The sequence below is a fragment of the Sulfitobacter sp. W002 genome, from assembly GCF_025142135.1.
Lineage (GTDB): Bacteria > Pseudomonadota > Alphaproteobacteria > Rhodobacterales > Rhodobacteraceae > Sulfitobacter > Sulfitobacter profundi.
Genome location: NZ_CP081126.1, coordinates 2,404,408 through 2,429,557, shown reverse-complemented (window position 1 = coordinate 2,429,557; position 25,150 = coordinate 2,404,408). Strand labels below are relative to the sequence as shown.

The window sequence follows — 25,150 nt, the reverse complement described above, 5'->3', positions numbered from 1 at the left end:
TCATGCCGGAATCGCGGGGCTCGCCTGTTGTTTCCGCGCAGACTAGCGGGATGCGCGGACCTTGCCCACCGCAATGTCATCGGCGGGGGTATGCGTGGGCGAACTCATGAAAAGGGGGCTGGAACCGGCTGCCATAGCCCGCTAAACAAGGCCGAACTTTTAGGACGAAAGGGCATCATCATGGCCAAAATCACCTATGTCGAACATTCCGGCACCGAACATGTGGTCGAGGTGGCCAATGGTCTCACGGTCATGGAAGGCGCGCGGGACAATAACATTCCCGGCATCGAAGCCGACTGTGGCGGGGCCTGCGCCTGTTCCACCTGCCACGTCTATGTCGATCCGGCCTGGACAGAGAAGCTGACCCCGATGGACGACATGGAAGAAGACATGCTCGACTTCGCCTTCGAGCCTGATCCCGCGCGGTCGCGTCTGACCTGCCAGATCAAGGTTACCGATGCGCTGGACGGTCTGCGGGTGCAGATGCCGGAAAAGCAAATCTGATGCGGGTGGTCGGCGCGGCATTGCTTGCGCTGATCGCAACCAGCGCCGCGGCGGAGACGATCACCGCCGCGCGCTATATCTCGCCCACCGGGCGCTACGCCCATGGCATTCTGGGCGACGCGCAGGAATGGGGCGGGCTACAGGTCTCTTTGTCGAACGGAAGCGCGCGGCGTTTCGTTCTGCCCCGTGACCATGTTTTCGAAGATATCGCCCCCCGGCTGGTCGATGTAACCGGCGATGGCGCGCCCGAAGTGCTAGTGATTGAGACCGACATGAACCGCGGCGCGGCGCTGGCAATCTACGGCTCCAAAGGCAAGATTGCTGAGACCCCGCATATCGGCCAGAGCAACCGATGGCTTGCCCCCATAGGTGCCGCTGATCTCGACGGTGACGGCGCGGTTGAGATCGCCTATGTCGACCGCCCGCATCTGGCGCGGGTGCTGCGGGTCTGGCGTTTTGCGGATGGGGAGCTGAGCGAAGTGGCTCAGATGTCGGGGCTGACCAATCATCGAATCGGTGAACCCTACATCTCGGGCGGTCTGCGCGATTGCGGTGCTGGGCCAGAGATGGTGCTGGCAGATGCCGATTGGCGGCGCGTGGTGGGGGTTACCCTGAAGGACGGGCAACTTGCACAGCGCGACATCGGCCCCTTTGCGGGGGCCGACAGCTTTGCCGCAGCGCTTGCCTGTGAGTGAGGGTGCGGGCGCGGCCTAGGCCGCCGCCTGTTAGCACAGCGCGCGCCAGCCAATGTCACGGCGGCAGAAACCTTCGGGCCAATCGATCCCGTCAACCATTGCATAGGCACGCTCTTGCGCCTCGGCCAGCGTAGCGCCCCGCGCGGTGACATTCAGCACGCGCCCGCCATTGGCCAAGATCGCCCCGTCTTGCGCCACGGTGCCCGCGTGGAACACCATATTGGCGCTGTCTTCGGGTAGGTCTTTCAGCCCATTGATCTCGCTGCCCTTTTCATAGGCGCCGGGATAGCCATTCGCCGCCATCACCACGGTCAGCGCGTGGTCTTCGGCCCAGTTGACCTGCATATCGGCCAGCGTGCCTTTGGCGGTGGCCTGCATCAAATCAAAAGCCTGCGCACCAAGGCGCATCATCAGCACTTGGCATTCAGGATCGCCAAAGCGCACGTTGTATTCCACCAGACGCGGCGCGCCGTCTTTGATCATCAACCCGGCATAGAGCACGCCTTGATAGGGCATCCCGCGTTTCGCCATTTCGGCCATGCAGGGGCGGATGATCTCTTCCAGCGCGCGTTCGGCAATCGCATCGCTCAGCACCGGGGCGGGGGAATAGGCCCCCATGCCGCCGGTGTTGGGCCCGCTGTCGCCGTCGCCGACGCGCTTATGGTCTTGGGCCGTGCCGATGGGCAGCACAGTCTCCCCGTCGCAAAGCACGAAGAAGGACGCCTCTTCGCCCTCCATGAACTCTTCGATCACGACTTCCGTGCCCGCGTCGCCAAAGGCACCGTCGAACATCTCATCCACGGCGGCCAAGGCTTCGGCGTCGGTCATGGCGATGATGACACCTTTGCCCGCCGCCAGACCGTCGGCCTTGATGACGATGGGCGCGCCTTGTTTTTCAACATAGGCGCGGGCGCTGGCGGCGTCGGTGAAATGGCCATAGGCCGCCGTTGGGGCATTGCAGGCGTCGCAGATTTCCTTGGTAAAGGCTTTGGAGGCTTCCAGCGCCGCCGCTGCTTTGGAGGGGCCGAACACATCAAAACCCGCTGTGCGCAGGTCATCGCCCACGCCCGCTGCCAAGGGCGCTTCGGCGCCGATGATGACGAAGTCGATGTTGTTGCCCTCGCAAAAGGCCACCACTGCCGCGCCATCCATGATGTCCAGCTTGGCGCATTGTGCGATGGCCGCGATGCCCGCATTGCCCGGCGCCACGATCAGCTTGTCGCATTTGGGGTTCTGCATCACCGCCCAAGCGAGTGAATGTTCGCGGCCACCGCTGCCGAGGATCAGGATATTCATGCCGCGCACTCCCTTGGACTTCGTTGCTCCGCGTTCTAAGCTGGGGTGCCCACAGACACAAGGTGCCCAGATGGATCTGTTCGACGACCCCGCAGCCGCGGGCAATAGCCCAGAATTCACGGTGACCGAGCTTTCCGGCGCGATCAAACGGGTGATTGAGGGTGAGTTTGCCCATGTCCGGATTCGCGGTGAAGTGGGCCGCGTCAGCCGTCCGCGTTCGGGGCATGTTTATCTTGATCTGAAGGACGACCGCTCGGTCATCTCGGGCGTGATCTGGAAGGGCGTCACCGCGCGGCTTGAAACCCAGCCCGAAGAGGGGATGGAGGTCGTCGCCACCGGGCGCATCACCACCTTTGGCGGGCAATCGAAATACCAGATCGTTATTGAAGACATCAAACCGGCGGGCATGGGCGCGCTGATGGCGCTCTTGGAGAAACGCAAGGCGGCGCTGGCGGCGGAGGGGCTCTTTGCCCCCGAACGCAAACGCCCGCTGCCCTACCTGCCTGAGATCATCGGCGTCGTGACCTCGCCCTCGGGGGCCGTGATCCGCGACATTCTGCACCGGCTGCGCGACCGGTTCCCGCGCAAGGTGCTGATCTGGCCGGTTGCCGTACAGGGCGCGAAATGCGCGCCCGAAGTCGTGCGCGCCATTGAAGGGTTCAACCGGCTGACCCCCGGTGGCGCATTGCCCCGGCCTGAGCTGCTGATTGTCGCACGGGGTGGTGGCTCGGTCGAAGACCTTTGGGGCTTTAACGAGGAAAGCGTCGCGCGCGCGGCGGCAGCCTCGGACATCCCGCTGATCTCTGCCGTGGGGCATGAGACCGACACGACGCTGATCGACTTCGTTTCTGACAAACGCGCGCCGACGCCGACCGCAGCGGCGGAATTGGCGGTGCCCGTGCGGCATGAACTGGCGGCATGGCTGGAGGGGCAAGGCGCAAGGATGCGTCAGGCGCTCAGCCAAGGGCTGACCCGGCGCGGCCAGCGGATGCGGGATCTGGCGCGGGCCTTGCCGCGTGCCGATACCTTGCTGGAAGGGCCGCGCCAAAGGCTCGACCGGGGTGGAGAGAAACTGGCCCCCGCGCTGATCGCAGGCGTCCAAGGCCGCCGCGTGAAACTGGCCGATATGTCCGGCGCCTTGCGCCCCGGCACCCTGCGCCGCCAGTTGGAGGCTGATCGTCAGCGGCTGGCCCAGCTTTGGGCAAGGCTCGACCCCGCATGGCAGCGGAACTTCGCGGGGCAACGCGAACGGCTCGGGACAAGGATCGACCGGTTTCACCCCGAGGTGTTGCAGCGCCAGATCCTGCGTCGTCGTGAACGGCTGCTCGACCGGACGCAGACTTTCCGCCCAGAGGTTCTGCTGCGCGACTTGTCCCGCCAAGACCAGCGATTGAAGGAAGTGCTCGCCCGGCTGGCGCGCGCAGGCCGCGCGGGTCAAGACCGCCGCCGCCGCCAGATCGACGCTTTGGGCCGCACCCTTGGCACGCTTGGCTACCGCGAAACGCTCGCCCGCGGTTTCGCCGTGGTGCGTGGCGATGGCGATGTGGTGACCAGCGCCGAGGCCGCAAAGAACGCCGCCCGGTTGGAGATCGAATTTGCGGATGGTCGGCTGGCTGTCAAAGGCGAAAGCTAAGGCCGCTCAGACCCCGACTTCGGGCCCGAGACAGAGCAGAGGGTCGTTCTGCTCCTGCGCCTCGTAAAGCTCGGTCTGGGTTGGGTCATTCTCGAACCGGGCGACCAGCCCGGATGGGCTTTCGGTAAAGCTCCAGCATTGCGGGGTGGGGTCGTCTTCGTAGACGAAACAGATCAGCCCCTCGGCCTCATACCAACGCCCCTCTTTGCAACGGCCATCAAGAAAGGACCACTGCACGCGGCGATCCTCGTGATAGACCTCGGCCCCATAGGGCGCGCCGGACTGGCCGTAGTAGAGCGTTTTGCCCTGCGTATAGGCCTCGAACTCCGCCGCTGACATCTCGGCCAAGGCGGGCAGGGGCAGGAGGGCGCAGATCAGGGCGAGGGCATGTCTCATCCCAACAGCCTGCCAGAAGCCCACGCCCCGCGCCAGTGCGATCAGCCGCGGCGCCACCGCGCCACGCGGCGGTCCATCACCCGACGCCAGAGCGGTGGCACAAGGGCGATCACCGCCATGATGGGCAGGGAATAGGGCAGTTTCGGCATCTCTTCGGTCACTTCCAGCGCCGGAAAGGCGCGTGCGGGGCGCATGTGGTGGTCCGAATGGCGCGGCGCGTTCAGCATCATGGCCGCGGAATACCATTTCGGGGCGTTCCAGCTGTGTTGCGGGCCGATCGGCTCGAACCGGCCATCGGGGCGTTGCTGCCGCCGCAAGCCATAATGCTGCACATAGTCCGACAGCAGCAGTTGCATCTGTGCATAGGCGGCAAGGCCAAGATAGGCCAACAGCCCGGTAATGCCGCCCAAAAGCAGCGCGGTGAGCAGGGCCACTGCGGCACCGCCGAGGTAGATCGCATAGGGGTGCAGACCCTTCGCCCCCGTCTTGCGCGCCCGCTGCGCGTTGTCGGCCTGCCACCCGGCGCGAAACTCCCTCCAGCTTGCGCTGAGAAGAAACCGCCAGAACCCCATGCCCTTGGGCGCGGAATTGGGATCGGCGGGGGTGGCGGCGGCGGGATGATGCACCCGCAGATGGGCCGAGACGTGATGCCCGTGCAGCAAAGAGATATAGACCGCCGTGCCGATCCGTCGGGGCAGGCGGCGGGATGCGTGGATCAACTCATGCGCGTTGGAATTGCTGATCTGACCCAGAAACAGTCCAAGGGCGGCAAAAATCAGCGCGCGGTCCAGCCCCTCAAGATGCGGCGCGCCGCCAATCGCCCAGACCCCGAACGGCAGCAGCATGAAATGCACAGCAGCCAATGCCAGCGTCAGCGCCCGACCGGACCTGTCGGAAAGGGTCAGCGCACGGCCCAATCGGTCCATAAAGGAGACATGGACCGTGATCGACAAAAGCGCCAGCACAGGCCAGACCCCGCCCCAGAGGGCGGCGGCGGCAATCAGCACCGCTGGCGTCAAACTGGCGATCACATACCACAGCACGTGTTTTCCCTTACTCATGACCCGCCTTGCGGCGCATCCGCCCATTCTGCCCGCCGCACGGCCCGCGCACAACGCAAACACCCGCGCGATTGTCGCTTTTTGATCGCCGGGCTGCGCCTTGATTTGCTACGACTGCGGAAAGCAAGGCGGGGGAAGCGACATGGCGCTGGATGATCACGGCAAAGCGGCGGGGCAGGAACCGCAAAAGGGCGTCTGGAAATCCGGCAAAGGCAAGGGGCGGCATCACCCCAAGGGGCGGCAGGTGCAGGACGCGGCATGGGAGGACGTTCGCGCGCTTTTGGGAGACCGCCCGCGCCGCCGCGATCTGCTGATCGAGTTCTTGCATCTGATCCAAGACCGCTATGGACATCTCTCTGCCGCGCATCTGCGGGCCTTGGCCGAAGAGATGCGCCTGTCGATGGCCGAAGTCTATGAGGTCGCCAGTTTCTACGCGCATTTCGACGTGGTGAAAGAGGGCAAAACCCCACCGCCCGCGTTGACCATCCGTGTCTGCGATTCGCTGTCTTGCGAGCTGGCCGGGGCGCAGGCGTTGAAATCGGCGCTGGAAGAGGGGCTGGCCCCTGCGCAGGTCCGCGTGCTGCGCGCGCCCTGCATGGGGCGCTGCGACACCGCGCCGGTGCTGGAACTGGGCCACAATCATATCGACCACGCAACGCCGGAAAAGGTGCAATCGGCGATCAAGGCGCAGGAAACGCACGCCCGGCTGCCGGAGTATGAAGCTTATCAAGCTTACGCGAATTCAGGTGGTTACGAGGCACTGTTGAACCTGCGTGCTGGTGGCGATTGGGAGGCGGTGCAAGAGCAACTGCTAGAGGCCGGGCTGCGCGGGCTCGGCGGGGCGGGCTTCCCCTCGGGCAAGAAGTGGGGCTTTGTTCGGGCCAATCCCGGCCCACGCTATCTGGCGGTGAACGGCGATGAAGGCGAGCCGGGCACTTTTAAGGACCGCTGGTATCTTGAGCGCAGACCACATCTTTTCCTTGAGGGCATGTTGATCGCCGCATGGGCGGTCGAGGCTGAAAAAGTCTTCCTCTACATGCGCGACGAATACCCGGCAGTGCTGGACATCCTGCGGCGCGAGATTGCGGCGCTGGAGAATGCGGGCGTCATCACTCCCGGTTATGTCGATCTGCGCCGCGGGGCGGGCGCCTATATCTGCGGCGAAGAAAGCGCGATGATCGAAAGCATCGAAGGTAAGCGCGGCCTGCCGCGCCACCGCCCGCCTTACGTGGCGCAGGTGGGGGTCTTTGGCCGTCCGACATTGGTGCATAACGTGGAAACCCTGCATTGGATTGCCCGCATTTGCCGCGAAGGGCCGCAGGTGTTGAACGCGACCGAAAAGAATGGTCGCAAGGGGCTGCGCAGCTACTCGGTCTCGGGTCGGGTGGCGCAGCCGGGGATGTATGTGCTGCCTGCGGGGTCGACCATCACCGATATCATCGCGGCGGCGGGCGGCATGGCCGAGGGGCATGTGCTGAAGGCGTACCAGCCGGGCGGGCCGTCCTCTGGCCTGTTGCCGGCTTCGATGAATGACGTGCCGCTCGATTTCGACACGCTGCAACCGCATGGGTCGTTTATTGGCTCGGCGGCGGTTGTTGTCCTCTCGGAACATGACAGCGCCCGCGCGGCCGCGCTCAACATGCTGCGGTTCTTTGAGGATGAAAGCTGTGGCCAATGCACGCCCTGCCGGGTGGGCTGCGAAAAGGCGGTCAAGCTGATGCAGGAAGACCGCTGGGATCAGGGGCTGCTGGAGGAGTTGTCGACCGCGATGGTCGATGCCTCGATCTGTGGGTTGGGGCAGGCGGCACCGAACCCGATCCGGCTGGTGATGAAGCATTTTTCGGACGAAATCTAACCGCGGCCCCTCTCGGTTGCCTTGATCTGCCCTAGGCGCCCTTCCATCTGCGCAGGCAAGCCTATAGATCAAGACGAAACTGCATGGGAGACGCCAATGGCCTTCTTCACGAAGCTCAAGGACCGCTTGTTCAAATCCTCGTCCAAGATCGACGAGGGGCTAGAGGCGATTGTCAGCGATGGCGGCGAAACGGAGGCCGAAGCGGCCCCCGTGGATGCGGTGATGGACCAGCCCGGCGCGGCGTCGGATGTGATGCCTGATGGGCAGGACGACAGCGGCCCGATGTTGGCGGCTGAGCAGGAGGAGAAAACCCTCGAACCCGCTCCAATGCCAGAACCTACGCCCGCGCCGATGCCCGAGCCGACGCCCGAGCCCGTCACCATTCCCGAGCGCACCCCTCAGCCCGCGCCAGCGGTGCCATCTGAGCCCGCAGACCCGGAGCCCACGCCCGAACCCGAGCAGGTGCCGCCAGCGGTCGATCCCGACCCCGCTCCGGCCCCCGACGAAGTGCCGCCCGCCGTGGACCTGCGCCAAGCCATGACCCCGGTCGCGCCTGCGCTCGACGAAGCAGAGGCCGCCCCTGCGAAGCCGGGCCTTCTGGGTCGTCTGATGGGCCGCAGCGCAGCGCAGCCCGTTGTGCGCCGCGCGCTGGATGATGAGATGCTCGAACAGCTCGAAGAGTTGTTGATCAGCGCCGATATGGGCGTCGATACGGCCCTGCGGGTCACCGCGAATATGGCCGAAGGGCGCTTTGGCAAGAAACTGTCGGTGGCAGAGATCAAACAACTGCTCGCCAGCGAAGTCAGCCGCATCATGGAGCCTGTGGCGCGGCCCCTGCCGCTCTATGCCAAGACCCCGCAGGTGGTGCTTGTAGTCGGCGTGAACGGCTCGGGCAAGACGACGACCATCGGCAAGCTGGCCTCGCAATTCCGTGCGGCGGGCAAGAAGGTCGTGATCGCCGCCGGTGACACTTTCCGCGCCGCCGCGGTGGAGCAATTGCAGGTCTGGGGCGAACGCGCAGGGGTGCCTGTGCTGACCGCAGCGCAGGGCAGCGACCCCGCCAGCCTTGCCTTCGACGCCATGGGCCGCGCGCAGGAGGAAGACGCCGATTTGCTGCTGATTGACACCGCAGGCCGTTTGCAAAACCGGGGCGACCTGATGGAGGAATTGGCCAAGATCGTCCGCGTCATCCGCAAGAAAGACGAGACCGCGCCGCATAACACCCTATTGGTGCTGGACGCGACGACCGGGCAGAACGCACTGAACCAAGTGAAGGTTTTTCAAGAGATTTCCGACGTCAGCGGTCTGGTTATGACCAAACTCGACGGCACCGCAAAGGGGGGCGTTCTGGTGGCGCTGGCGGATCGTTTCGGTCTGCCGATCCATGCGGTGGGTGTGGGCGAGCAGATCGATGATCTGTCCCCGTTTGATCCCGATGAATTTGCCGCCGCATTGGTTGGTACGGATGCCTAACGACGCCTTGGTCGCCCTGCGCGGCGGCTCTGTTCACTCGTGGGTGCCGAGCTTTCGCTCGATCCAGCGCAGAATTGTCAGCACGCTGACCACAATCCCTGCCGTAAGACAGGCGAGCAAAATCTGCCCCGCGCCGCAAGCAAGGCCAATTGCACCGGCCAACCACATCGACGCGCCGGTGGTGATGTTGCGCACCTCGCCGTTGGAGGTGAAAATGATCCCCGCGGCAAGGAAGGCGACGCCCGCCGTGACCGCTTCGATCAAACGCAGCGGATCAAAGCGCATCTGGTCGCCCTCTCCGAACTCCAGACTGCCCAGCTCTTGCCCGATGATGATGAACAGGCAGGCGGCGATGGCCACCATGATATGGGTGCGCAGCCCCGCGGGCTTGTCCCTTCGCTCGCGCTCAAACCCCACAACGCCTGCCAGAAACGCGGCCATCAGCAGCCGCGCCGCCGCGACAGTGACAGGCACTTTGGAAAAACTGTTGGTCAGATCGGCGAGCAGGCTTTCAAACATGGAATTTCCGTTGGTGATAAAGGCTTTGAGGAATAAACCTCTCGCCGCTGTGGTGGTTCCGCGATGACCGAATGGATCCTGTCGATCGAAGGTACGCCGGCGGGCCATACTGCAGCGCTTTGGTTGGCGCTTTCAGCGGCCTTTTTGCATGCCGTCTTTGGCGCGTTGCAAAAGGGGCGGCATGATCCGTGGCTGACGCGCGGGGCGATTGATGTCTCCTATGGCGTGATGGCCACGCCCTTTGCGCTGTTCGTCGTACCTTGGCCCGAGCCGCATATGTGGCTGATCTTTCTCGGCGCCTTCGTGATCCATGTGATCTACAAGCTGTTGCAGGCTTGGGCCTATACCAAGGGCGCTTACACAGTCGTTTATCCAGTGGTGCGCGGCACGGGGCCGCTTTTTGCCGTGGTGGGGGCCTATCTGATCTTTGGCGAGCGGTTCAACGCGGTGCAGTGGCTCGGCGTGGCTGTGCTGCTGAGCGGTATCTTCGGGCTGGCGGTCTATAACCTGCGCAATCTGGTTGCGGCGCGCGATACGTTGCACGCAGCCTTGGGGCTTGCGGTGCTGACGGGCTTGTTCGTGGCGCTTTACACCACATATGACGCTTACGGCATTCGCGCCACGGCTGATCCGTTCACCTTTCTTGCGTGGTTTTTCATGATCGACGGGCTTGTGATGCCGGTGATCGCTTGGCGGCGCTGGCATAGAATGGAGAACCCGCCCGACGTTGCTCCGCTGATGCTGCGCGGCGTGATCGGCGGGTTCATCGCATTTGCGAGCTTTGGGTCGGTCATGCTGGCCACGCGGCTAGATAAAGTGGGCGAGGCGGCAGTGCTGCGCGAGACATCGACCGTCTTTGCCGCGCTGATCGGGGTGCTGGTGCTGAAAGAAACCGTCGGCCCGCGCCGCATTGCGCTGATGGCGCTGATCGCGGCTGGGGCGGTGATTGTTGAAATGGGCGGCTAAAGGAATAGGCATGTCAGAACCAAGAGAGATCAACCCAATGCTGCGTGCAGGCTTGGAATACGGGCCGGTGTTGGCCTTCCTCGTCGCTTATCTGTGGCTCAAGGATAACACCTATACCTTTGGCGGCACGGAGTACGACGGCTTCATCGTCGTCACCGCGATGTTCGTGCCTTTGCTGGTGCTGTCGACCGGGGCGCTTTGGGCGCTGACGGGCAAGCTGAGCCGGATGCAGGTCGCCACCGTGGTGCTGGTGGTGATCTTTGGCGGGCTGTCGGTCTGGCTGAACGACGACCGCTTTTTCAAGATGAAACCGACGTTGATTTATGTGCTTTTCGGCGGCCTTTTGGCGGTCGGCCTGCTGCGCGGGCAGTCCTACCTAAAATACGTCATGGAAGAGATGATGCCGCTGCGTGATGAGGGCTGGATGCTGCTGACCAAGCGGCTGATGTTTTTCTTCTTTGGCCTCGCGTTGGCGAATGAGCTGATCTGGCGGTTCTTCTCGACGGACACATGGGTCTACTTCAAAACCTTCGGCCTGACGGCGGCGATTTTCGTTTTCTTCATGGCGCAGGGCAAGCTGTTCGAAGCCTACGGCGAGAAGAAAGATCAAAGCTGACCCGAATTTAAACCATGCCCGCGCGAAACTGTTGACCTGCAGCGTCGCGCGGCGTAATCCACCCCGCGTGGCGATTTGTTACCGGATTGTGGGCCACGTTAAACATGCCGCTAAAAGGTCAGGATGAAAGACCCCCTTTCGCTTGGCCGCGTCTGGGGTTTTTTTATGCCCGCAAGCTCGGGCCGGAAGGATGAGATACATGAGCAACGACCGTCACGCGCGCACCCAAGCGATCCACGCAGGCACCCGCCGCAGCCAATACGGCGAGGTGAGCGAGGCGATCTACCTCACCCAAGGGTTCGTCTATGACAGTGCCGAACAGGCCGAGGCCCGGTTCGAGGAAACTGGCCCGGATGAGTTCATCTATGCCCGCTATGGCAACCCGACGGTCGCGATGTTCGAAGACCGTATCGCCACGCTGGAAGGGGCCGAAGACGCATTCGCTACCGCCAGCGGCATGGCGGCAGTTTCGGGCGCGCTGATCTCCATGCTGAAATCGGGCGATCATGTGGTGTCGGCCCGGGCGCTTTTCGGCTCCTGTATCTATGTGCTCGAAGAAATCCTTGGCCGCTATGGCGTTGAGGTCACCTTCGTTGACGGCAGCGATCTGGGCGCATGGGAGGCCGCGATCCGCGAGGACACCCGCGCGGTGTTCTTTGAATCCGTCGCCAACCCCACGCTTGAAGTGATCGACATCGAAGCCGTCGCCAAACTGGCCCATGCCAAGGGCGCGCTGGTGGTGGTCGACAATGTCTTCGCCACGCCGGTCTTTTCGCGCGCGATCTCGCAAGGCGCGGATGTCGTTGTCTACTCGGCGACCAAACATATCGACGGGCAGGGCCGCGCGCTTGGCGGTGTGGTGCTGGGCAGCCGCGATTTCATCCGCGGTACGCTTGAGCCCTATATGAAACACACCGGCGGCTCGATGAGCCCGTTCACCGCGTGGATCATGCTCAAGGGGTTGGAAACCATCGACCTGCGGGTGCGGGCACAGGCGGCCAGCGCACAGGAATTGGCAGAAGCGCTGGAGGGCCACGCCGAACTGGCGCGGGTGCTTTACCCCGGCCTTTCCGCCCATCCGCAAAACGCGCTCGCGATGCAGCAGATGGGGGCAGGGGGCACCGTGCTCTCGATTGACCTCAAGGGCGGCAAGGCGGCGGCTTTCGCTTTCCTGAATGCGTTGCAGGTGGGGGTGATCTCCAACAACCTCGGCGATGCAAAGACCATCGTGACCCACCCGGCCACCACGACGCACCAGCGTTTGCCGCAGGAAACCAAAGACCTTTTGGGCATTACGCCGGGCCTCGTGCGGGTCAGCGTAGGGCTGGAATATACCGGTGATCTCAAGGCCGATCTGTTGCAAGCCTTGGACGCGGCGGCGCAAGCCTGACCTGATGTGTCGCAGGCGCGGTGGCATTTTGGCCCCGCGCATCATACATTGAGGATGACAGACCGGAGGGCCGCGCAATGAACATCGTGACTGAGATGTCCGAAACACCGGATCGAAGCGCGGCGGAGGCTGCGCTCGCCACCCTGCGCGCTTGGGCCGAAACGGCCACCCCGGCAGAGATTGCAGCCCTTGACCCGGCGATGGCGCGGATGCTTGCGCCCGCCGACTACCCGGCGCTGAGCCGTGCCTACCCCGAAGATTTCACGGCAGGCGACAATTACCGCGCCAGCCTGCCGGATTTGCAAAACGGTCCCTCCAGCCTGATCCGGGGCGCGCAGCAGTTGATCCAGCATGTCGGCATCTCGAACTTTCGCCTGCCGATCCGCTATCGCAGCCGTGAGGGCGGGGATATGCGGCTGGAAACCTCTGTGACCGGTTCGGTGTCGCTTGATGCGGAAAAGAAGGGCATCAACATGTCCCGCATCATGCGCAGCTTTTACCGTCATGCAGAGGCGACCTTTAGCTTTGAGGTGATCGAAGCGGCGCTGGATGATTATAAGACCGACCTCGAAAGCTTGGACGCGCGGATCCAGATGCGCTTCTCTTTCCCGATGAAGATCGCCAGCCTGCGCTCGGGGCTGACGGGCTATCAGTATTACGACATCGCGCTGGAGCTGGTTGAGCAGGACGGAGAGCGCAAAAAGATCGTGCATCTCGATTACGTCTATTCCAGCACTTGCCCCTGCTCGCTGGAACTCAGCGAACATGCGCGGGAAACGCGGGGGCAATTGGCCACGCCGCATTCGCAGCGCTCCGTGGCGCGCATTTCGGTGGAGACGCAGGACGAGGGCGATTGCCTGTGGTTCGAAGACCTCATCGAGATTTGCCGCCGCGCCGTGCCGACCGAGACGCAGGTCATGGTCAAGCGCGAGGATGAACAGGCGTTCGCCGAACTCAACGCCGCGAATCCGATTTTTGTCGAGGATGCCGCGCGGCTGTTTTGTGAACAGCTTTTGGCCGATGGACGGGTGGGGGATTTCCGCATCGTCGCCAGCCATCAAGAAAGCCTGCACAGCCATGATGCGATCAGTGTGCTGACCCAAGGCGGTACTTTTGCGGCGCAGAGCATTGATCCAAAGCTTTTCAACACGCTCTTTCACGTGGGCTGACCCGGCGCAGCGGCAATCGCGCAGTGGTTGTCCGCACCACGCGCGGCACCCCTTTGTGGGGCAATCCGCATGTCTAAGCGCAGAAATAGCGAATGTCGCCCCGTCAGCCCTGCAAGTCCCGACCAGCGGCTATGCGAAAACGTCGGTTCTGCTGCGGCGCAGCATTGCCTATCTAACGGTCATCGAAATACTGGAAATTGCAAAGGCAATCAGATGACCTACCAGAGCACTGCTCATCCCGCCCACTCCGTCTCTCCCTTTGAAGGGCTGCGGCGCGCCGGCGCCGGTCTGCGCCGCTTTTTCGCGGGGATCGGCCATGGCATCATGATGGGCTCCACCGCCCACCGCCGTTTTGAGCAGGTCCAAGGCCTGCAAGCGAAAAGCGACGAAGAACTGGCCGCCATGGGCATCAAGCGTGACGACATCGTTCACCACGTTTTCAAAGACCTCTACTACATCTAAGACGACACGGACCGGGGCCAAATCGCGCCCCGGTCCCGTCTCGGCTTGACAGCGACGAGCGGCCAAGCCAACGCTGCGCGCATGTTGGATATACGACCTGTCGGATATGTCGTGGGCCTTTTGGTGGCCGTGCTTGGCCTTGCCATGATCATCCCGATCTTGGTCGATCTGGCCGAGGGCCGGGGCCAATGGTGGGTCTTCGTCGAAAGCGCGCTGATCACCACGTTGGGCGGCGGTATGATCGCCCTTGCCAGCGCCAATGGGGTCCGGGAAGGGCTCACCATCCAACAGACATTCATGCTCACCACCGGCGTCTGGCTGATGCTGCCGCTGTTCGGAGCCTTGCCCTTCGTGCTGGGCGCGACCGATGCCAGCGTCACCGACGCGATGTTTGAGGCGATGTCGGGGCTGACGACCACCGGGGCCACGGTGCTGACCGGGTTGGAAGACTTGCCCAAGGGCCTGCTGATCTGGCGCGGTATTCTGCAATGGCTGGGCGGCATCGGTATCGTTGTGGTCGCCATGGTGTTCCTGCCCGAGTTGCGGGTCGGTGGTATGCAGATTTTCAAATCCGAATCCTTTGACACCTTTGGGAAAATCCTGCCCCGCGCGGGGCAGATCGCCACCCAGATTTCGGTGATTTACCTCTGGCTGACGCTGGCTTGTATGCTGAGCTATCTTGCCCTCGGGATGAGCACCTTCGACGCGACGGTTCATGCGCTGACCACTGTGTCGACCGGGGGGTTCTCTAACTACGATGCCTCGTTTAGCACCTTCTCTGGCCCGGCCGAATATGTCGCGGCGATCTTTATGATCCTCGCGGCCCTGCCTTTCGTGCGCTATGTGCAGCTTATCAACGGCAACCCCGTGGCCCTGCACCGCGACCCGCAGGTGCGCGGCTTTTTCATGACGTTGACCTTTCTGGTGGTGATTGTCTTTTTCGTCCTGCGCAGCGGCACGACCTACGAGTCCGAGCGGATCTTGCGCGAGGCGGTCTTTAACATCACTTCAATCATCTCCGGCACCGGCTATGCCTCGGCAGATTATATGCAATGGGGCAGCTTTGCCGTGGCGCTGTTCTTTTTCATCGGCTTGATCGGCGGCTGCGCGGGCTCGACCACCTGTTCGATCAAGATCTTCCGCTATCAATTGCTTTTTGCCTCGATCCGCGCGCAGTTGCGGCGGATCCGCTCGCCCCATGGCGTCTTTACCCCGCGCTATGATGGCCGCCCGGTGGGCGCGGACGTGCTGAGCTCGGTGATGTCGTTCTTCATGTTCTTCGTGGTGTCGCTCGGGCTGATCTCGGTCGCGCTCAGCCTGACGGGGTTGGATTTCGTCACCTCCGTCTCGGGCGCAGCGGCGGCGCTGGCAAACATCGGCCCGGGGTTGGGAGAGATCATCGGCCCGGCGGGGAACTTCAGCAGCCTCAACGACACGGCGAAATGGATTTTGATCATCGCCATGTGGATCGGGCGGCTGGAATTGCTGGCGGTCTACGTCATGTTCACCGCGAAATTCTGGCGCGCCTGAAACGCGAAAGGGCGGCGCCGATGGCACCGCCCTTTGTCTTTGTCGCTTGGGGCTGAGCCCCCGCGTTATTCCCAGCAGCTGACCAAGACCGTCATGCCCTGCGCACGCAGCGTCAGATCGCGCGGCGCGATCGGGCCCGTGGCCCCCTGCGCCAGCTTGCTGCCCAGCCCTGCGTCCTGCGCCGCCTTGAGGATCACACCACCATCAAGAGCAAAGCTCACGTCTTCGGGCAGTTTGCGGTCCGCCTCGGTCTGGGGGAGCAACATGCCCACCACATGGCCATTCTCGTCAAAGACCGGCCCCCCGGCATCGCCGGGCTGGGCGTTGACCGACAGGCGCTTGAGGTTTTCATCCCCGTTCAGCCCTTTGAGGTCCGACAGCGCGCCGAAGGTCAGGGTCGCGGCACTCAGCACCCCTTCGTAGGAGTAGCCTGCGACAGAGATTTCCGATTGCAGACGCGGTGCGCCGTTGCTGAATTCGGCCACGGCCAGCGGGGCGAGACGGCTTTCGGGTTTGAGCAGCGCAAGCCCGCGTGCCTCATCGGTGGCGATCACAGTGGCATCGGTATCCGCGTCCAGCGTTACCCGGGAGCAGGAGGCGACAACCTCGCTTGTGGTGACAACCGCGCCGTTGCCGTCGATGAAAAAGCCGCTGCGGGCGATCTTGGGCTGGCGGATTTGCAGACCCGCGACCAGATCAATCGCCTGCGCGTCGCTGTTGCCTGCGGCGGCGTCCAACACGCCGGGCAGGCGGGTCAGGCTTTTGGACATCTCAGCCACGACGCGGCGGCGGCGGTCTTCGTCCCCGGCGGGCCAGATCAGGGTGAACCCTTTGATCTGACCGTTTTCCAGCGAGACCTGCGTCTGGCTGATGATGCTGCCGTTCTCCCCGATCAACTCAAAGGAGTTGCGCTTGCGTTCGCGGGGGCCATCCAAGGGGACGATCTCAAGCGTTTGCATGATGTCATAGAGACCGTAGAGCGTATCTTGGTTGCCGGGCTGGCTGATCAACAGCACCCGTGCGCCGATGTTGCCGCTGATGTCGTAATGGGCGAAGGGCGGCTCGTAGCGGGCGAATTCGACCTCGGCCGTGGGCATCATAACCTCGATCCCGGCTTTCTCATCGCGCACCATTTGCAGGCCCAAACCATCAAGGACGGCATTATACTGTGCGATCAGCGCGGCACGCTGTCGGGTGGTCAGCACGCCAGTCTGGTCATATCCGTTCGCCGCCTGCCACGCCCCCATAGAGGCGCGGGTGCCCCGGCCAAAGGCACCATCAATCGCGGCGTCGTAAAAACCGGCCCATTGCAGCGCGATTTGCAGGTCTTTGCGCTCTTGCGCCGAGAGGGCGCGTTCCGAACGGCGCGCCTCTGCCGGGGTTTCATCCGGCTCTGGCGGGGTGGGGGCCGGAGCGGTTTCGGCCTCAGCGACTTCAATCTCGCCCTCAGTCTCGCCTTCAATCTCGCCTTCGGTCGTTGTCGCGTCGAGCGGGGTTGTGGTGACATCGGGGGTGGTGCTGCCCGCTGCGGCTTCCTCTGGCTCACCGCCATCCACACCCACGGGGGCATCGATCACGCCGGTTTCCAGAACGTTGTCGCCCACGGGCCAGAACTGCTGCTGGAACCGGCTGGATTGCTGGATGAAGCTGTCGCGCGGCACCAGACCGTCGCGCACATAGCTGCGCAGCACCAGTTCCGCATCCTCGCGCCGGTAGGGACCTACGGCGATGCCGTACCAACCGCCGCCAAGGGAAAAGCCATTCACGTCATCCAACAGGGTCTCATAGGCGCGCGCGCGGTCGGTGGCTTCGGCCAAGGAGGGCTGCGCCTCGATCTGGACCCAAACGATATCCTCCGCCGATTGCGCCCGCGCAAGGCTGGCCCAAGACAGGCTCAGGGCCAAGAAGATCGCCACCGGGGCACGTAGAAATCGCTTCATCGTCACTCAACTCTCGCAAAACCAAATCCGAGCCAGATTACGCCGGAAAGCAGCGCAAATGCCATGGCAAAGGCGGCGAATTTCTCACAAAGCTGCGATTGACCCCCATGGATTGCAGACGTAGGAAAGGCGCGCATCATAAAGGGGCAATCACCATGTCTGACGCGGCGCAGAAACCACGCTCTTTTCAAGAGATCATCCTTGCATTGCAGAGCTATTGGGCGCGGCAGGGCTGCGCGATCTTGCAACCCTATGACATGGAAGTGGGCGCGGGCACCTTTCACCCGGCCACCACGCTGCGCAGCCTCGGCACGCAGCCATGGGCCGCAGCTTACGTTCAGCCCTCGCGCCGCCCCACCGATGGGCGCTATGGTGAGAACCCGAACCGCTTGCAGCATTATTACCAATACCAAGTGCTGATCAAACCCAGCCCGCCCAATCTGCAAGATCTGTACCTTGGTTCGCTCGAAGCCATCGGCATCGATATGGCGCTGCATGACATTCGGTTTGTCGAAGACGACTGGGAAAGCCCGACGCTGGGCGCTTGGGGTCTGGGCTGGGAAGTCTGGTGTGACGGGATGGAAGTCAGCCAGTTCACCTATTTCCAACAGGTCGGCGGCCATGACTGCCACCCCGTCTCGGGAGAGCTGACCTATGGGTTGGAGCGTTTGGCGATGTATGTGCTGGGCGTCGATCACGTGATGGACATGCCCTTCAACAGCCCCGACGCGCCGATCCCGCTGACCTATGGCGATGTGTTCAAACAAACCGAAGAAGAATTCGCGCGCTGGAACTTTGACACCGCCAATACCGAGGTGCTGCTGGATCAGTTCAACGAGGCCGAAGCGCATTGCCAGTTCATTCTTGAGCAGCCCGCCGAGGACCCCAAGACCGGCAAACGCATCGTCATGGCGCATCCGGCCTATGACCAGTGCATCAAGGCGAGCCACATTTTCAACCTGCTCGACGCGCGCGGCGTGATTTCAGTCACCGAGCGGCAGGCCTATATCGGGCGGGTGCGGGCCTTGGCGAAACAATGTGCCGATGCCTTCGTGCAGACCCGCGCGGGCGGCTGGACGCCCGAGGCGGAAAGCGCGGCATGAGCGGCAAGATTGTCGGTATCGTGATCCTTGTCTCTGCATTGATCGCCGGGGCTGCACTCTATTATTTGCAGATCTATGGTTTTTATCACGAAGTGCCTGAGGCCAAGGTCGAACTGGTATCGCTGACCTCGCAAGAGCCGGAAGAGATCGCGGCAGAGAACCTTCAGGCCATCGACGCCGACAGTTCTCCGATCCGGTTCCGTGCCTGCTTTGAGCATGACATCAGCCTCGCCATGGCGACCGAGACCTATGAGATGACCGACCCCACCGATCCGCGCAACGCGCCGGGCTGGTTCGATTGTTTCGACGCCCCCGCCATCGGGGCCGAGATTGAGGCCGGCACCGCGCTGACCTTCCTTGGCGGCAAGAACGTGCACTACGGCGTCGACCGGATCGTGGCGCTGACCGATGACGGGCGTGGCTACATCTGGCATGAGCTGAACGACTGCGGCGAGAAGTCCTATGACGGCACCGTGGTAGGAGAGGCTTGCCCAGAGCGTCCCGCCGACTGATCTTAAACGCAGGCGCGGCCTGTTTGCGCGGAACCTTTTGGCGCTGCCGAACGCTTGTCCCCACATAGAACGGGGGCGAACATGTCGGAAAAAACACATGAGGGGCTGAAATGGGTGATGCGCGCGGGCTACGGCGCGCGCGGGGTGATCTATACGATCATCGGGGGGCTGGCCCTATTGGCCGCCGTCAAAAGCACCCAAGCCTCGGGCACGAAAGACGCCCTCGCGGCGCTGCGGGATGAGCCATACGGTATTCCGGCACTCATCGCGATCGGCATCGGGTTGCTTGCCTATCTGGTCTGGCGCGTGGCTGCGGGCGTGAAAGATGTCGAGGATCACGGGACCGACGCCAAGGGGATGATCGCGCGGCTTGGCCAGATCACAACCGGGCTGATCCACGGCGGTATCGGCGTTTCCGTTCTGGCCTTGGCGATGAGCGGCAAGAATTCCGGCGGCAGTTCCGCGCAGGACTGGACGCAAAAGCTGATGTCGATGCCCGCCGGGCGCTATATCGTGGCCGCTGGCGCGCTGATCTTGTTGGGTGCAGGCATCTACTATGCCTACAAAGGTTGGAGCGGGAAATATAAGGGCCATCTGGCGCGCACCCAGTTCACCGAAAGCATCGACCCTATCGTGAAGGTTGGCCTGATTATCTATGGCGGCATTCTGGGGCTGGTTGCCTTTTCACTGGGCTATGCGGCGCTGACCGCGAACCCCGCACAGGCCGGCGGTCTGGGCGAGGCGCTGCAAAGCCTGCGCGGCATGGCCTTTGGGCGTTTCCTTTTGGGCGGTGCCGGGCTGGGGCTGATTGGCTTTGCGGTCTATAACTTCGTCGAAGCGGGCTACCGGGTGGTGCCGAAATTCTCCGACCCCGATATCCGCACCTTGTTGGATTAAACGCAGGGCGGGGGGCTAGACCCTCCGCCTAGCACTCGTTATCCAAGCCCCCGATGAGACGCCGCCATCGCGGCAAGAATTGGGGGCCGCCCGTGCCAGATCTGCTGATTGAACTTTTCTCCGAAGAAATCCCTGCGCGGATGCAGAAACGTGCTGGTGAAGACCTGCAAAAGCTGGTGACCAACGGTCTGGTCGAAGCGGGCCTCACCTATGGTTCCGCCGCCGTTTTCACCACACCGCGCCGTCTGACGCTGGCGCTTGGCGATATGCTTGCCGCCAGCCCGCGACAGGTCGAAGAGCGCAAAGGCCCGAAAGCCGACGCGCCCGAGAAAGCCATCGAAGGTTTTTTACGCGGTGCCGGTCTGACCCGTGATCAACTGGAAGAACGCGACACGCCCAAAGGCAAAGTGTTCTTTGCCAAGATCGAAAAGCCGGGCCGCCCTGCGGCTGAGATCGTGGCCGAGGTGCTGGAACAGACCATCCGCAACTTCCCATGGCCGAAGGCGATGCGGTGGGGCACGGGGAGCCTCAAATGGGTCCGCCCACTGCATTCGATCCTTTGCGTCATCAGCGATGAAGCCGGGGCCGAGGTTGTGCCGCTGACCATCGACGGCATCGCCGCTGGCAATACCACGCGCGGGCACCGTTTCCTTGCACCGGCTGAGATCGAAGTCTCGGGGTTCGAGGATTATCAAGACAAACTCTCGCGCGCCTTCGTCGTGCTCGACCCCGCCGCGCGGGCCGATACGATCTGGCATGACGCGACCAACATGGCCTTCGCCGCCGGGTTGGAAGTGGTTGAAGACCCAGGGCTTCTGGCCGAAGTCGCCGGGCTGGTTGAATACCCCGTCGTGCTGATGGGCCGCATTGGCGAGGATTTTCTCGGCCTGCCGCCCGAAGTGCTGCAAACCTCGATGAAAGAGCATCAAAAGTTCTTCTCGGTCCGCAATCCGAAGTCGGGTCAGATCGAGCGTTTCGTTACCGTTGCCAACCGCACCACTGCCGACGAGGGCGCCACAATCCTTGCAGGCAACGAAAAAGTGCTCGGCGCGCGGCTGTCGGATGCCAAGTTCTTCTGGGACAACGACCTGCGCACCGTGACCTCGGGCGCGGGCATGGAGACTTGGGTCAAGGCGCTGGAAAACGTGACCTTCCATAACAAGCTCGGCACTCAGGCCGAGTTGATCAACCGGATGGCGACCCTTTCGCGTGAGCTTGCCCCGCTGGTCGGCGCCGACGCCGATGAGGCCGAGCAGGCCGCGCGGGTGGCCAAGGCCGATCTGAGTTCCGAGATGGTCTACGAATTCCCCGAATTGCAGGGCCTGATGGGCAGCTACTACGCGCGCAAGGCTGGGCTGTCGGATGCCGTGGCCGATGCGGCCAAGGATCACTATGCGCCGCTGGGGCCGTCCGATGACGTGCCGACTGAGCCAGTTTCGATTGCCGTGGCGTTGGCGGAGAAGGTCGACAAGCTGACTGGCTTCTGGGCGATTGATGAGAAGCCTACAGGGAGCAAGGATCCCTTCGCGCTGCGCCGTGCGGCTTTGGGGGTTATTCGGATTTTGCTCGAAAACGACGCCCGCATAGCTCTCTATGACGTTCTGGAAACGTGTCTCGTACAAGTGACTGCATCTAGGCTTGATAGATACGATGTGCACAATGCGATCGGCTATCAACTCGCCGACGAAGCCATTGACGAACAAGATAAACTTGAGCGTGCAGAGTTGGCTGAGGAGGTTGCTGACAGTTTGATCGCTGTGCGAATGACAATTGATCAATGCTCAGAATATTTTGACGATGAGAGCATGATCGCGCCCGTAGCAGCGCTTATGGAATGCGTGCGGTTCTTGATCTGGGAAAATGGCGAGGACGACGAGACGTTAATCGAATGGTTCCGAAGGTTTGATGCATCTAAAATGGGGGCAGACAGCCTTTTTGGTGAGAAATCACTACAGGTATTCGGTGTCTTAAAGGAGCAGTTAAGTTCGCTGGCTGCTGACCTCCTCTCCTTCATCCACGACCGCCTCAAAGTCTACCTGCGCGACCAAGGCATCCGCCACGACGTCATCGACGCCTGCATCGCCATGGACGGCAGCGACGATCTCACCCTGCTGGTCAAACGCGCCCGCGCCCTGTCAGAGACGCTAATAACCGACGATGGCGAGAACCTGATCCAGGGCTTCAAACGCGCCAACAACATCCTCAGCCAAGCCGAAGAGGCCGATGGCGTGGAATACTCCTTTGGCGCCGATCCGAAGTTTGCCGAGACGGAGGCCGAGAAAGACCTTTTCGCCGCGCTCGACAAGGCCGAGGCCAAGATCACCCCGGCGATGGCGGCGCAGGATTTCTCGACTGCGATGGCGGCCATGGCCGAATTGCGCGGGCCGATCGACGCCTTCTTTGAGGCGGTGCAGGTCAACGCCGAGAACCCCACGGTGCGGCGCAACCGGCTTAATCTGCTGAGCCGCATCCGCACGATCTGTAGCGCCGTGGCGGACTTGACCAAACTGGACGGCTGACCCCAGAGGGGGCGAGATCCCTTGCCCCTTCTGCCTCAACCCCTATGCTGCATCGGAACGATTAAGGTGCCGCAGTGCAGAACGACCCCCATACCACGCTGGTGACCCCCACCGCGCCGATTGCCAATACCACCCACGGCGGGCGGGCCAAATGCCTGCAACGTCTCGTGCGCCTCGACTTGCCGGTGCCGCGGACCATTGCGCTGTCCTTTGACGCGGTGCAGCAGATCGCGCGGGGGCAGATGCCCGACGTGCAGGCGGTGGTCGATCAGTTCCCGAAGGGTGCGCTGCTTTGCGTACGGCCCTCCAGCCAAGACCCCGATTGGGGCGGGCCGGGGGCGGTGCTTAACATCGGGATCAACGATGCGCTCTTCGAAAGCTACGCGGGCACCATTGGCGAAGGGCCAGCGGCGGCGCTTTATTCGCGTTTCGTGCAGTCCTACGCGGTCAATGTGGCCCGTCTCGACCCGGATATGTTCGACGATGTGAACGGCGATGGCCGCGCGGCGCTGATGGAATCCCTGCGCGCCTATGAGGCCGAGACCGAAGAGCGTTTTCCCCAAGACCCGGCAACGCAACTGGCGGCCGTGCTGCGCTCCATGGCGCGGGCGTGGAACGGCACCTCGGCGCGGCTGCTGCGGCAGGCCAAGGGCGCGCCTGCGGATGCGGGGCTTGGGCTGGTGGTGCAAGAGATGGCCTTTGGCGTGGGGCAGGGGCAATGCGGCTCGGGCGTGTTGCAACTGGTCGACAGTGACACCGGCCTGCCGCAGATCACCGGGCGGTATCTGAGCCAGAGCCAAGGGCGCGACGCGCTCGAAGGCGATGCGGCGGCGATGTATCTCACCCGGGATCCGCGCGGGCCATCGCTTGAAGAATTGGTGCCCGAAGCCTTTGCCGAGTTGAAGGATCACGCGGCACTGATGCGCAAGAGGCTGCGGGCCGAGATGCAGGTCGAGTTTGTGATCGATCAGGGCAAGCTGCATATCTTGGACGGTGTGAAAGTTGCGCGTTCCTCTCGGGCTGCCGTGCGCATCGCCGTGGCGCTGGCCGATGAGGGGATCATCAGCCGCGAGGAAGCGCTCATGCGGGTGCAGCCGCGCACGCTGTCGGAACTGCTGCACCGCCAAGTCGACCCAAGCGCTAAGCGTGACGTGATCGGGCGCGGCATCGCAGCCAGCCCCGGCGCGGCCACGGGGCGGATCGTCTTTTCCGCCAGCGACGCGCAGGCAAGTGCTGCACGGGGGGAGCCTTGCATCCTCGTCCGGCGTGAGACGTCGCCCGAGGATATTCGCGGCATGCATGCCGCCGCCGCCGTGCTGACCGAACGCGGCGGCATCACCAGCCATGCGGCGGTGATCGGGCGCGGCATGGGGCTGCCTTGCGTGGTCGGTGCCTCGAACATGCGCTTTGTGGTGACCCAACGGCAGATCATCGCCCCCGACGGGCGGGTCTTTGTCGAAGGCGATCAAGTTACCGTCGATGGCTCCACCGGGCAGGTGCTGGCGGGGGTGGCCAAGATGCAGGAGGCCGCGCTCGACGATACCTTTAACCGGCTGATGGGCTGGGCCGAGGATGTGGCCGACATCGGCATCCGCGCCAATGCCGACACGCCGACCGATGCCCAGACCGCGCGCAACTTCAATGCCCATGGCATCGGGCTGTGCCGGACCGAGCATATGTTTTTCGAGCCCGGTCGCCTGACCGTGATGCGCGAGATGATCTTTGCCGAAAGCGGGGAGGACCGCCGCGCGGTGCTGGAACGCCTGCTGCCCATGCAGCGCGAGGATTTTACCCAGCTTTTCCGTATCATGCAGGGCCAGCCGGTCTGCATCCGCCTGTTCGACCCGCCGTTGCATGAATTCCTGCCCTCCGACAAAGCCGGGCAGCGCGAATTGGCCGAGGCGCTTGGCCTTCAGATGTCCGATGTGACCCGCCGCGTGGCGGCGATGACAGAGTATAACCCGATGCTGGGCCTGCGCGGCGTGCGGCTCGGGGTCACGGTGCCCGAGATCTATGAGATGCAGGCCCGCGCTATTTTCGAGGCTACTATTGAGGCCAGCCGCGATGGCGAGCCGGTGGTGCCCGAGATCATGATCCCGCTGGTCAGCGCCCGGCGCGAGGTGGAACTGGTGAAAGCCAGCGTCGATGCCGTGGCCGCCGCTGTGCGCAGTGAACGCGACGCGAGCTTTACCTACCGCCTTGGCGTCATGGTGGAGACCCCGCGCGCCTGTCTGCGCGCCGATGATATCGCGCCGCACTGCGCCTTCCTCAGCTTCGGGACCAACGACCTGACGCAGATGACCTACGGCCTCTCGCGCGACGACGCGGGCCGCTTCATGTCGAACTACGTCCAGCAGGGGGTCTATCCAGAGGATCCCTTCCATGTGCTCGACACCGATGGGGTCGGCGAATTGCTGCAACTCGGGGCGGAAAGAGGGCGCAAGGCGCAGCCCGGAATCACGCTTTCCATCTGCGGGGAGCATGGCGGCAACCCCGAATCCATCGCCTTTTGCCGCGAATCGGGGTTCGATTATGTTTCCTGTTCGCCATTTCGCGTGCCAGTTGCACGTCTGGCCGCCGCCCAACTCGCCATTGCCCACAAGATCGGGTAGGG

At 63.0% G+C, this 25,150-nt stretch carries 21 protein-coding genes and 1 riboswitch; of the genes, 16 read left to right on the top strand and 5 right to left on the bottom strand.

Going from position 1 to position 25,150, the window contains the following annotated elements; translation table 11 throughout:
- Positions 1–180: 180 nt before the first annotated feature.
- Both K3758_RS11925 and K3758_RS11920 read left to right on the top strand, forming a co-directional pair.
- Positions 181–504 carry a 2Fe-2S iron-sulfur cluster-binding protein gene (locus tag K3758_RS11925; protein WP_067625538.1) on the top strand — a complete coding sequence of 108 codons (324 nt, stop codon included), beginning with the start codon at positions 181–183 and terminating at the stop codon, positions 502–504.
- The gene (locus K3758_RS11920; protein ID WP_259945169.1) at positions 504–1,199 is read left to right on the top strand and encodes a VCBS repeat-containing protein; all 696 of its coding nucleotides are present in this window, start codon (positions 504–506) and stop codon (positions 1,197–1,199) included. The genes K3758_RS11925 and K3758_RS11920 overlap by 1 nt, the downstream gene beginning before the upstream one ends.
- A gap of 30 nt (positions 1,200–1,229) precedes the next feature.
- Here K3758_RS11920 and purD read toward each other — a convergent pair whose 3' ends face one another.
- Positions 1,230–2,495, bottom strand: coding sequence for a phosphoribosylamine--glycine ligase (gene purD / locus K3758_RS11915; RefSeq protein WP_259945167.1), 1,266 nt, complete (start codon positions 2,493–2,495; stop codon positions 1,230–1,232).
- A 70-nt stretch (positions 2,496–2,565) separates the two neighbouring features.
- Here purD and xseA point away from each other — a divergent pair, with 70 nt between their 5' ends.
- Positions 2,566–4,128, top strand: coding sequence for an exodeoxyribonuclease VII large subunit (gene xseA / locus K3758_RS11910; RefSeq protein WP_259945164.1), 1,563 nt, complete (start codon positions 2,566–2,568; stop codon positions 4,126–4,128).
- Positions 4,129–4,134: 6 nt separating this feature from the next.
- Here the strand turns inward: xseA and K3758_RS11905 are convergent, their stop codons facing one another.
- Both K3758_RS11905 and K3758_RS11900 read right to left on the bottom strand, forming a co-directional pair.
- Positions 4,135–4,524, bottom strand: a complete 390-nt coding sequence (locus tag K3758_RS11905) for a hypothetical protein (RefSeq protein ID WP_259945161.1) — start codon at positions 4,522–4,524, stop codon at positions 4,135–4,137.
- A gap of 41 nt (positions 4,525–4,565) precedes the next feature.
- Complete coding sequence (locus tag K3758_RS11900; protein WP_259950080.1) at positions 4,566–5,567, bottom strand: alkane 1-monooxygenase; 1,002 nt, start codon at positions 5,565–5,567, stop codon at positions 4,566–4,568.
- A gap of 160 nt (positions 5,568–5,727) precedes the next feature.
- Between K3758_RS11900 and K3758_RS11895 the strand changes: the two genes are divergently transcribed.
- Both K3758_RS11895 and ftsY read left to right on the top strand, forming a co-directional pair.
- The gene (locus K3758_RS11895; protein WP_259945157.1) at positions 5,728–7,440 is read left to right on the top strand and encodes an NAD(P)H-dependent oxidoreductase subunit E; all 1,713 of its coding nucleotides are present in this window, start codon (positions 5,728–5,730) and stop codon (positions 7,438–7,440) included.
- 96 nt (positions 7,441–7,536) lie between these two features.
- Complete coding sequence (gene ftsY, locus K3758_RS11890; RefSeq protein ID WP_259945154.1) at positions 7,537–8,913, top strand: signal recognition particle-docking protein FtsY; 1,377 nt, start codon at positions 7,537–7,539, stop codon at positions 8,911–8,913.
- Positions 8,914–8,946: 33 nt separating this feature from the next.
- Here ftsY and K3758_RS11885 read toward each other — a convergent pair whose 3' ends face one another.
- Complete coding sequence (locus tag K3758_RS11885) at positions 8,947–9,432, bottom strand: MgtC/SapB family protein (RefSeq protein WP_259945151.1); 486 nt, start codon at positions 9,430–9,432, stop codon at positions 8,947–8,949.
- A 63-nt stretch (positions 9,433–9,495) separates the two neighbouring features.
- Here K3758_RS11885 and K3758_RS11880 point away from each other — a divergent pair, with 63 nt between their 5' ends.
- The 6 genes from K3758_RS11880 to K3758_RS11855 all read left to right on the top strand — a co-directional run bounded on the left by K3758_RS11880 (position 9,496) and on the right by K3758_RS11855 (position 15,565).
- Entirely contained in the window at positions 9,496–10,398 is a 903-nt protein-coding gene (locus tag K3758_RS11880) for a DMT family transporter (RefSeq protein WP_259945150.1), read from the top strand.
- A gap of 10 nt (positions 10,399–10,408) precedes the next feature.
- Entirely contained in the window at positions 10,409–11,014 is a 606-nt protein-coding gene (locus K3758_RS11875; RefSeq protein WP_120351411.1) for an inner membrane-spanning protein YciB, read from the top strand.
- 57 nt (positions 11,015–11,071) lie between these two features.
- Positions 11,072–11,148: riboswitch (SAM riboswitch) on the top strand.
- A gap of 65 nt (positions 11,149–11,213) precedes the next feature.
- Complete coding sequence (gene metZ / locus K3758_RS11870) at positions 11,214–12,404, top strand: O-succinylhomoserine sulfhydrylase (RefSeq protein WP_259945143.1); 1,191 nt, start codon at positions 11,214–11,216, stop codon at positions 12,402–12,404.
- A gap of 77 nt (positions 12,405–12,481) precedes the next feature.
- The gene (gene folE2, locus K3758_RS11865) at positions 12,482–13,573 is read left to right on the top strand and encodes a GTP cyclohydrolase FolE2 (RefSeq protein WP_259945140.1); all 1,092 of its coding nucleotides are present in this window, start codon (positions 12,482–12,484) and stop codon (positions 13,571–13,573) included.
- A gap of 213 nt (positions 13,574–13,786) precedes the next feature.
- The gene (locus K3758_RS11860) at positions 13,787–14,035 is read left to right on the top strand and encodes a hypothetical protein (protein WP_067626996.1); all 249 of its coding nucleotides are present in this window, start codon (positions 13,787–13,789) and stop codon (positions 14,033–14,035) included.
- 81 nt (positions 14,036–14,116) lie between these two features.
- Positions 14,117–15,565 carry a TrkH family potassium uptake protein gene (locus K3758_RS11855; RefSeq protein ID WP_259945137.1) on the top strand — a complete coding sequence of 483 codons (1,449 nt, stop codon included), beginning with the start codon at positions 14,117–14,119 and terminating at the stop codon, positions 15,563–15,565.
- 65 nt (positions 15,566–15,630) lie between these two features.
- On the opposite strand, the gene K3758_RS11850 is transcribed toward K3758_RS11855, so the two are convergent.
- Positions 15,631–17,505, bottom strand: coding sequence for a serine protease (locus tag K3758_RS11850; RefSeq protein WP_259945134.1), 1,875 nt, complete (start codon positions 17,503–17,505; stop codon positions 15,631–15,633).
- Positions 17,506–17,660: 155 nt separating this feature from the next.
- On the opposite strand from K3758_RS11850, the gene K3758_RS11845 reads away from it, so the two are divergent.
- The 5 genes from K3758_RS11845 to K3758_RS11825 all read left to right on the top strand — a co-directional run bounded on the left by K3758_RS11845 (position 17,661) and on the right by K3758_RS11825 (position 25,148).
- Positions 17,661–18,608: a glycine--tRNA ligase subunit alpha gene (locus tag K3758_RS11845; protein WP_259945132.1), complete on the top strand. Its 948-nt coding sequence runs from the start codon at positions 17,661–17,663 to the stop codon at positions 18,606–18,608.
- Complete coding sequence (locus K3758_RS11840; RefSeq protein WP_067627003.1) at positions 18,605–19,120, top strand: DUF6446 family protein; 516 nt, start codon at positions 18,605–18,607, stop codon at positions 19,118–19,120. The genes K3758_RS11845 and K3758_RS11840 overlap by 4 nt, the downstream gene beginning before the upstream one ends.
- A gap of 81 nt (positions 19,121–19,201) precedes the next feature.
- Positions 19,202–20,017 (top strand): DUF1206 domain-containing protein, encoded by an 816-nt coding sequence (locus tag K3758_RS11835; protein WP_259945129.1) that lies wholly within the window; start codon positions 19,202–19,204, stop codon positions 20,015–20,017.
- A 92-nt stretch (positions 20,018–20,109) separates the two neighbouring features.
- Positions 20,110–22,536, top strand: a complete 2,427-nt coding sequence (gene glyS / locus K3758_RS11830; protein WP_259945127.1) for a glycine--tRNA ligase subunit beta — start codon at positions 20,110–20,112, stop codon at positions 22,534–22,536.
- Positions 22,537–22,610: 74 nt separating this feature from the next.
- Positions 22,611–25,148 (top strand): pyruvate, phosphate dikinase, encoded by a 2,538-nt coding sequence (locus K3758_RS11825; protein ID WP_259945125.1) that lies wholly within the window; start codon positions 22,611–22,613, stop codon positions 25,146–25,148.
- Positions 25,149–25,150: the final 2 nt, after the last annotated feature.

Bases quoted from the DNA above. Each gene is read 5' to 3' on its own strand.
- K3758_RS11840 (WP_067627003.1), top strand. From the start codon at position 18,605: ATGAGCGGCAAGATTGTCGGTATCGTGATCCTTGTCTCTGCATTGATC.
- K3758_RS11905 (WP_259945161.1), bottom strand. From the start codon at position 4,524: ATGAGACATGCCCTCGCCCTGATCTGCGCCCTCCTGCCCCTGCCCGCC.
- K3758_RS11895 (WP_259945157.1), top strand. From the start codon at position 5,728: ATGGCGCTGGATGATCACGGCAAAGCGGCGGGGCAGGAACCGCAAAAG.
- K3758_RS11925 (WP_067625538.1), top strand. From the start codon at position 181: ATGGCCAAAATCACCTATGTCGAACATTCCGGCACCGAACATGTGGTC.
- K3758_RS11860 (WP_067626996.1), top strand. From the start codon at position 13,787: ATGACCTACCAGAGCACTGCTCATCCCGCCCACTCCGTCTCTCCCTTT.
- ftsY (WP_259945154.1), top strand. From the start codon at position 7,537: ATGGCCTTCTTCACGAAGCTCAAGGACCGCTTGTTCAAATCCTCGTCC.
- K3758_RS11835 (WP_259945129.1), top strand. From the start codon at position 19,202: ATGTCGGAAAAAACACATGAGGGGCTGAAATGGGTGATGCGCGCGGGC.
- K3758_RS11875 (WP_120351411.1), top strand. From the start codon at position 10,409: ATGTCAGAACCAAGAGAGATCAACCCAATGCTGCGTGCAGGCTTGGAA.
- K3758_RS11855 (WP_259945137.1), top strand. From the start codon at position 14,117: ATGTTGGATATACGACCTGTCGGATATGTCGTGGGCCTTTTGGTGGCC.
- xseA (WP_259945164.1), top strand. From the start codon at position 2,566: ATGGATCTGTTCGACGACCCCGCAGCCGCGGGCAATAGCCCAGAATTC.
- metZ (WP_259945143.1), top strand. From the start codon at position 11,214: ATGAGCAACGACCGTCACGCGCGCACCCAAGCGATCCACGCAGGCACC.
- folE2 (WP_259945140.1), top strand. From the start codon at position 12,482: ATGAACATCGTGACTGAGATGTCCGAAACACCGGATCGAAGCGCGGCG.
- K3758_RS11845 (WP_259945132.1), top strand. From the start codon at position 17,661: ATGTCTGACGCGGCGCAGAAACCACGCTCTTTTCAAGAGATCATCCTT.
- K3758_RS11920 (WP_259945169.1), top strand. From the start codon at position 504: ATGCGGGTGGTCGGCGCGGCATTGCTTGCGCTGATCGCAACCAGCGCC.
- K3758_RS11880 (WP_259945150.1), top strand. From the start codon at position 9,496: ATGACCGAATGGATCCTGTCGATCGAAGGTACGCCGGCGGGCCATACT.
- K3758_RS11850 (WP_259945134.1), bottom strand. From the start codon at position 17,505: ATGAAGCGATTTCTACGTGCCCCGGTGGCGATCTTCTTGGCCCTGAGC.
- purD (WP_259945167.1), bottom strand. From the start codon at position 2,495: ATGAATATCCTGATCCTCGGCAGCGGTGGCCGCGAACATTCACTCGCT.
- K3758_RS11885 (WP_259945151.1), bottom strand. From the start codon at position 9,432: ATGTTTGAAAGCCTGCTCGCCGATCTGACCAACAGTTTTTCCAAAGTG.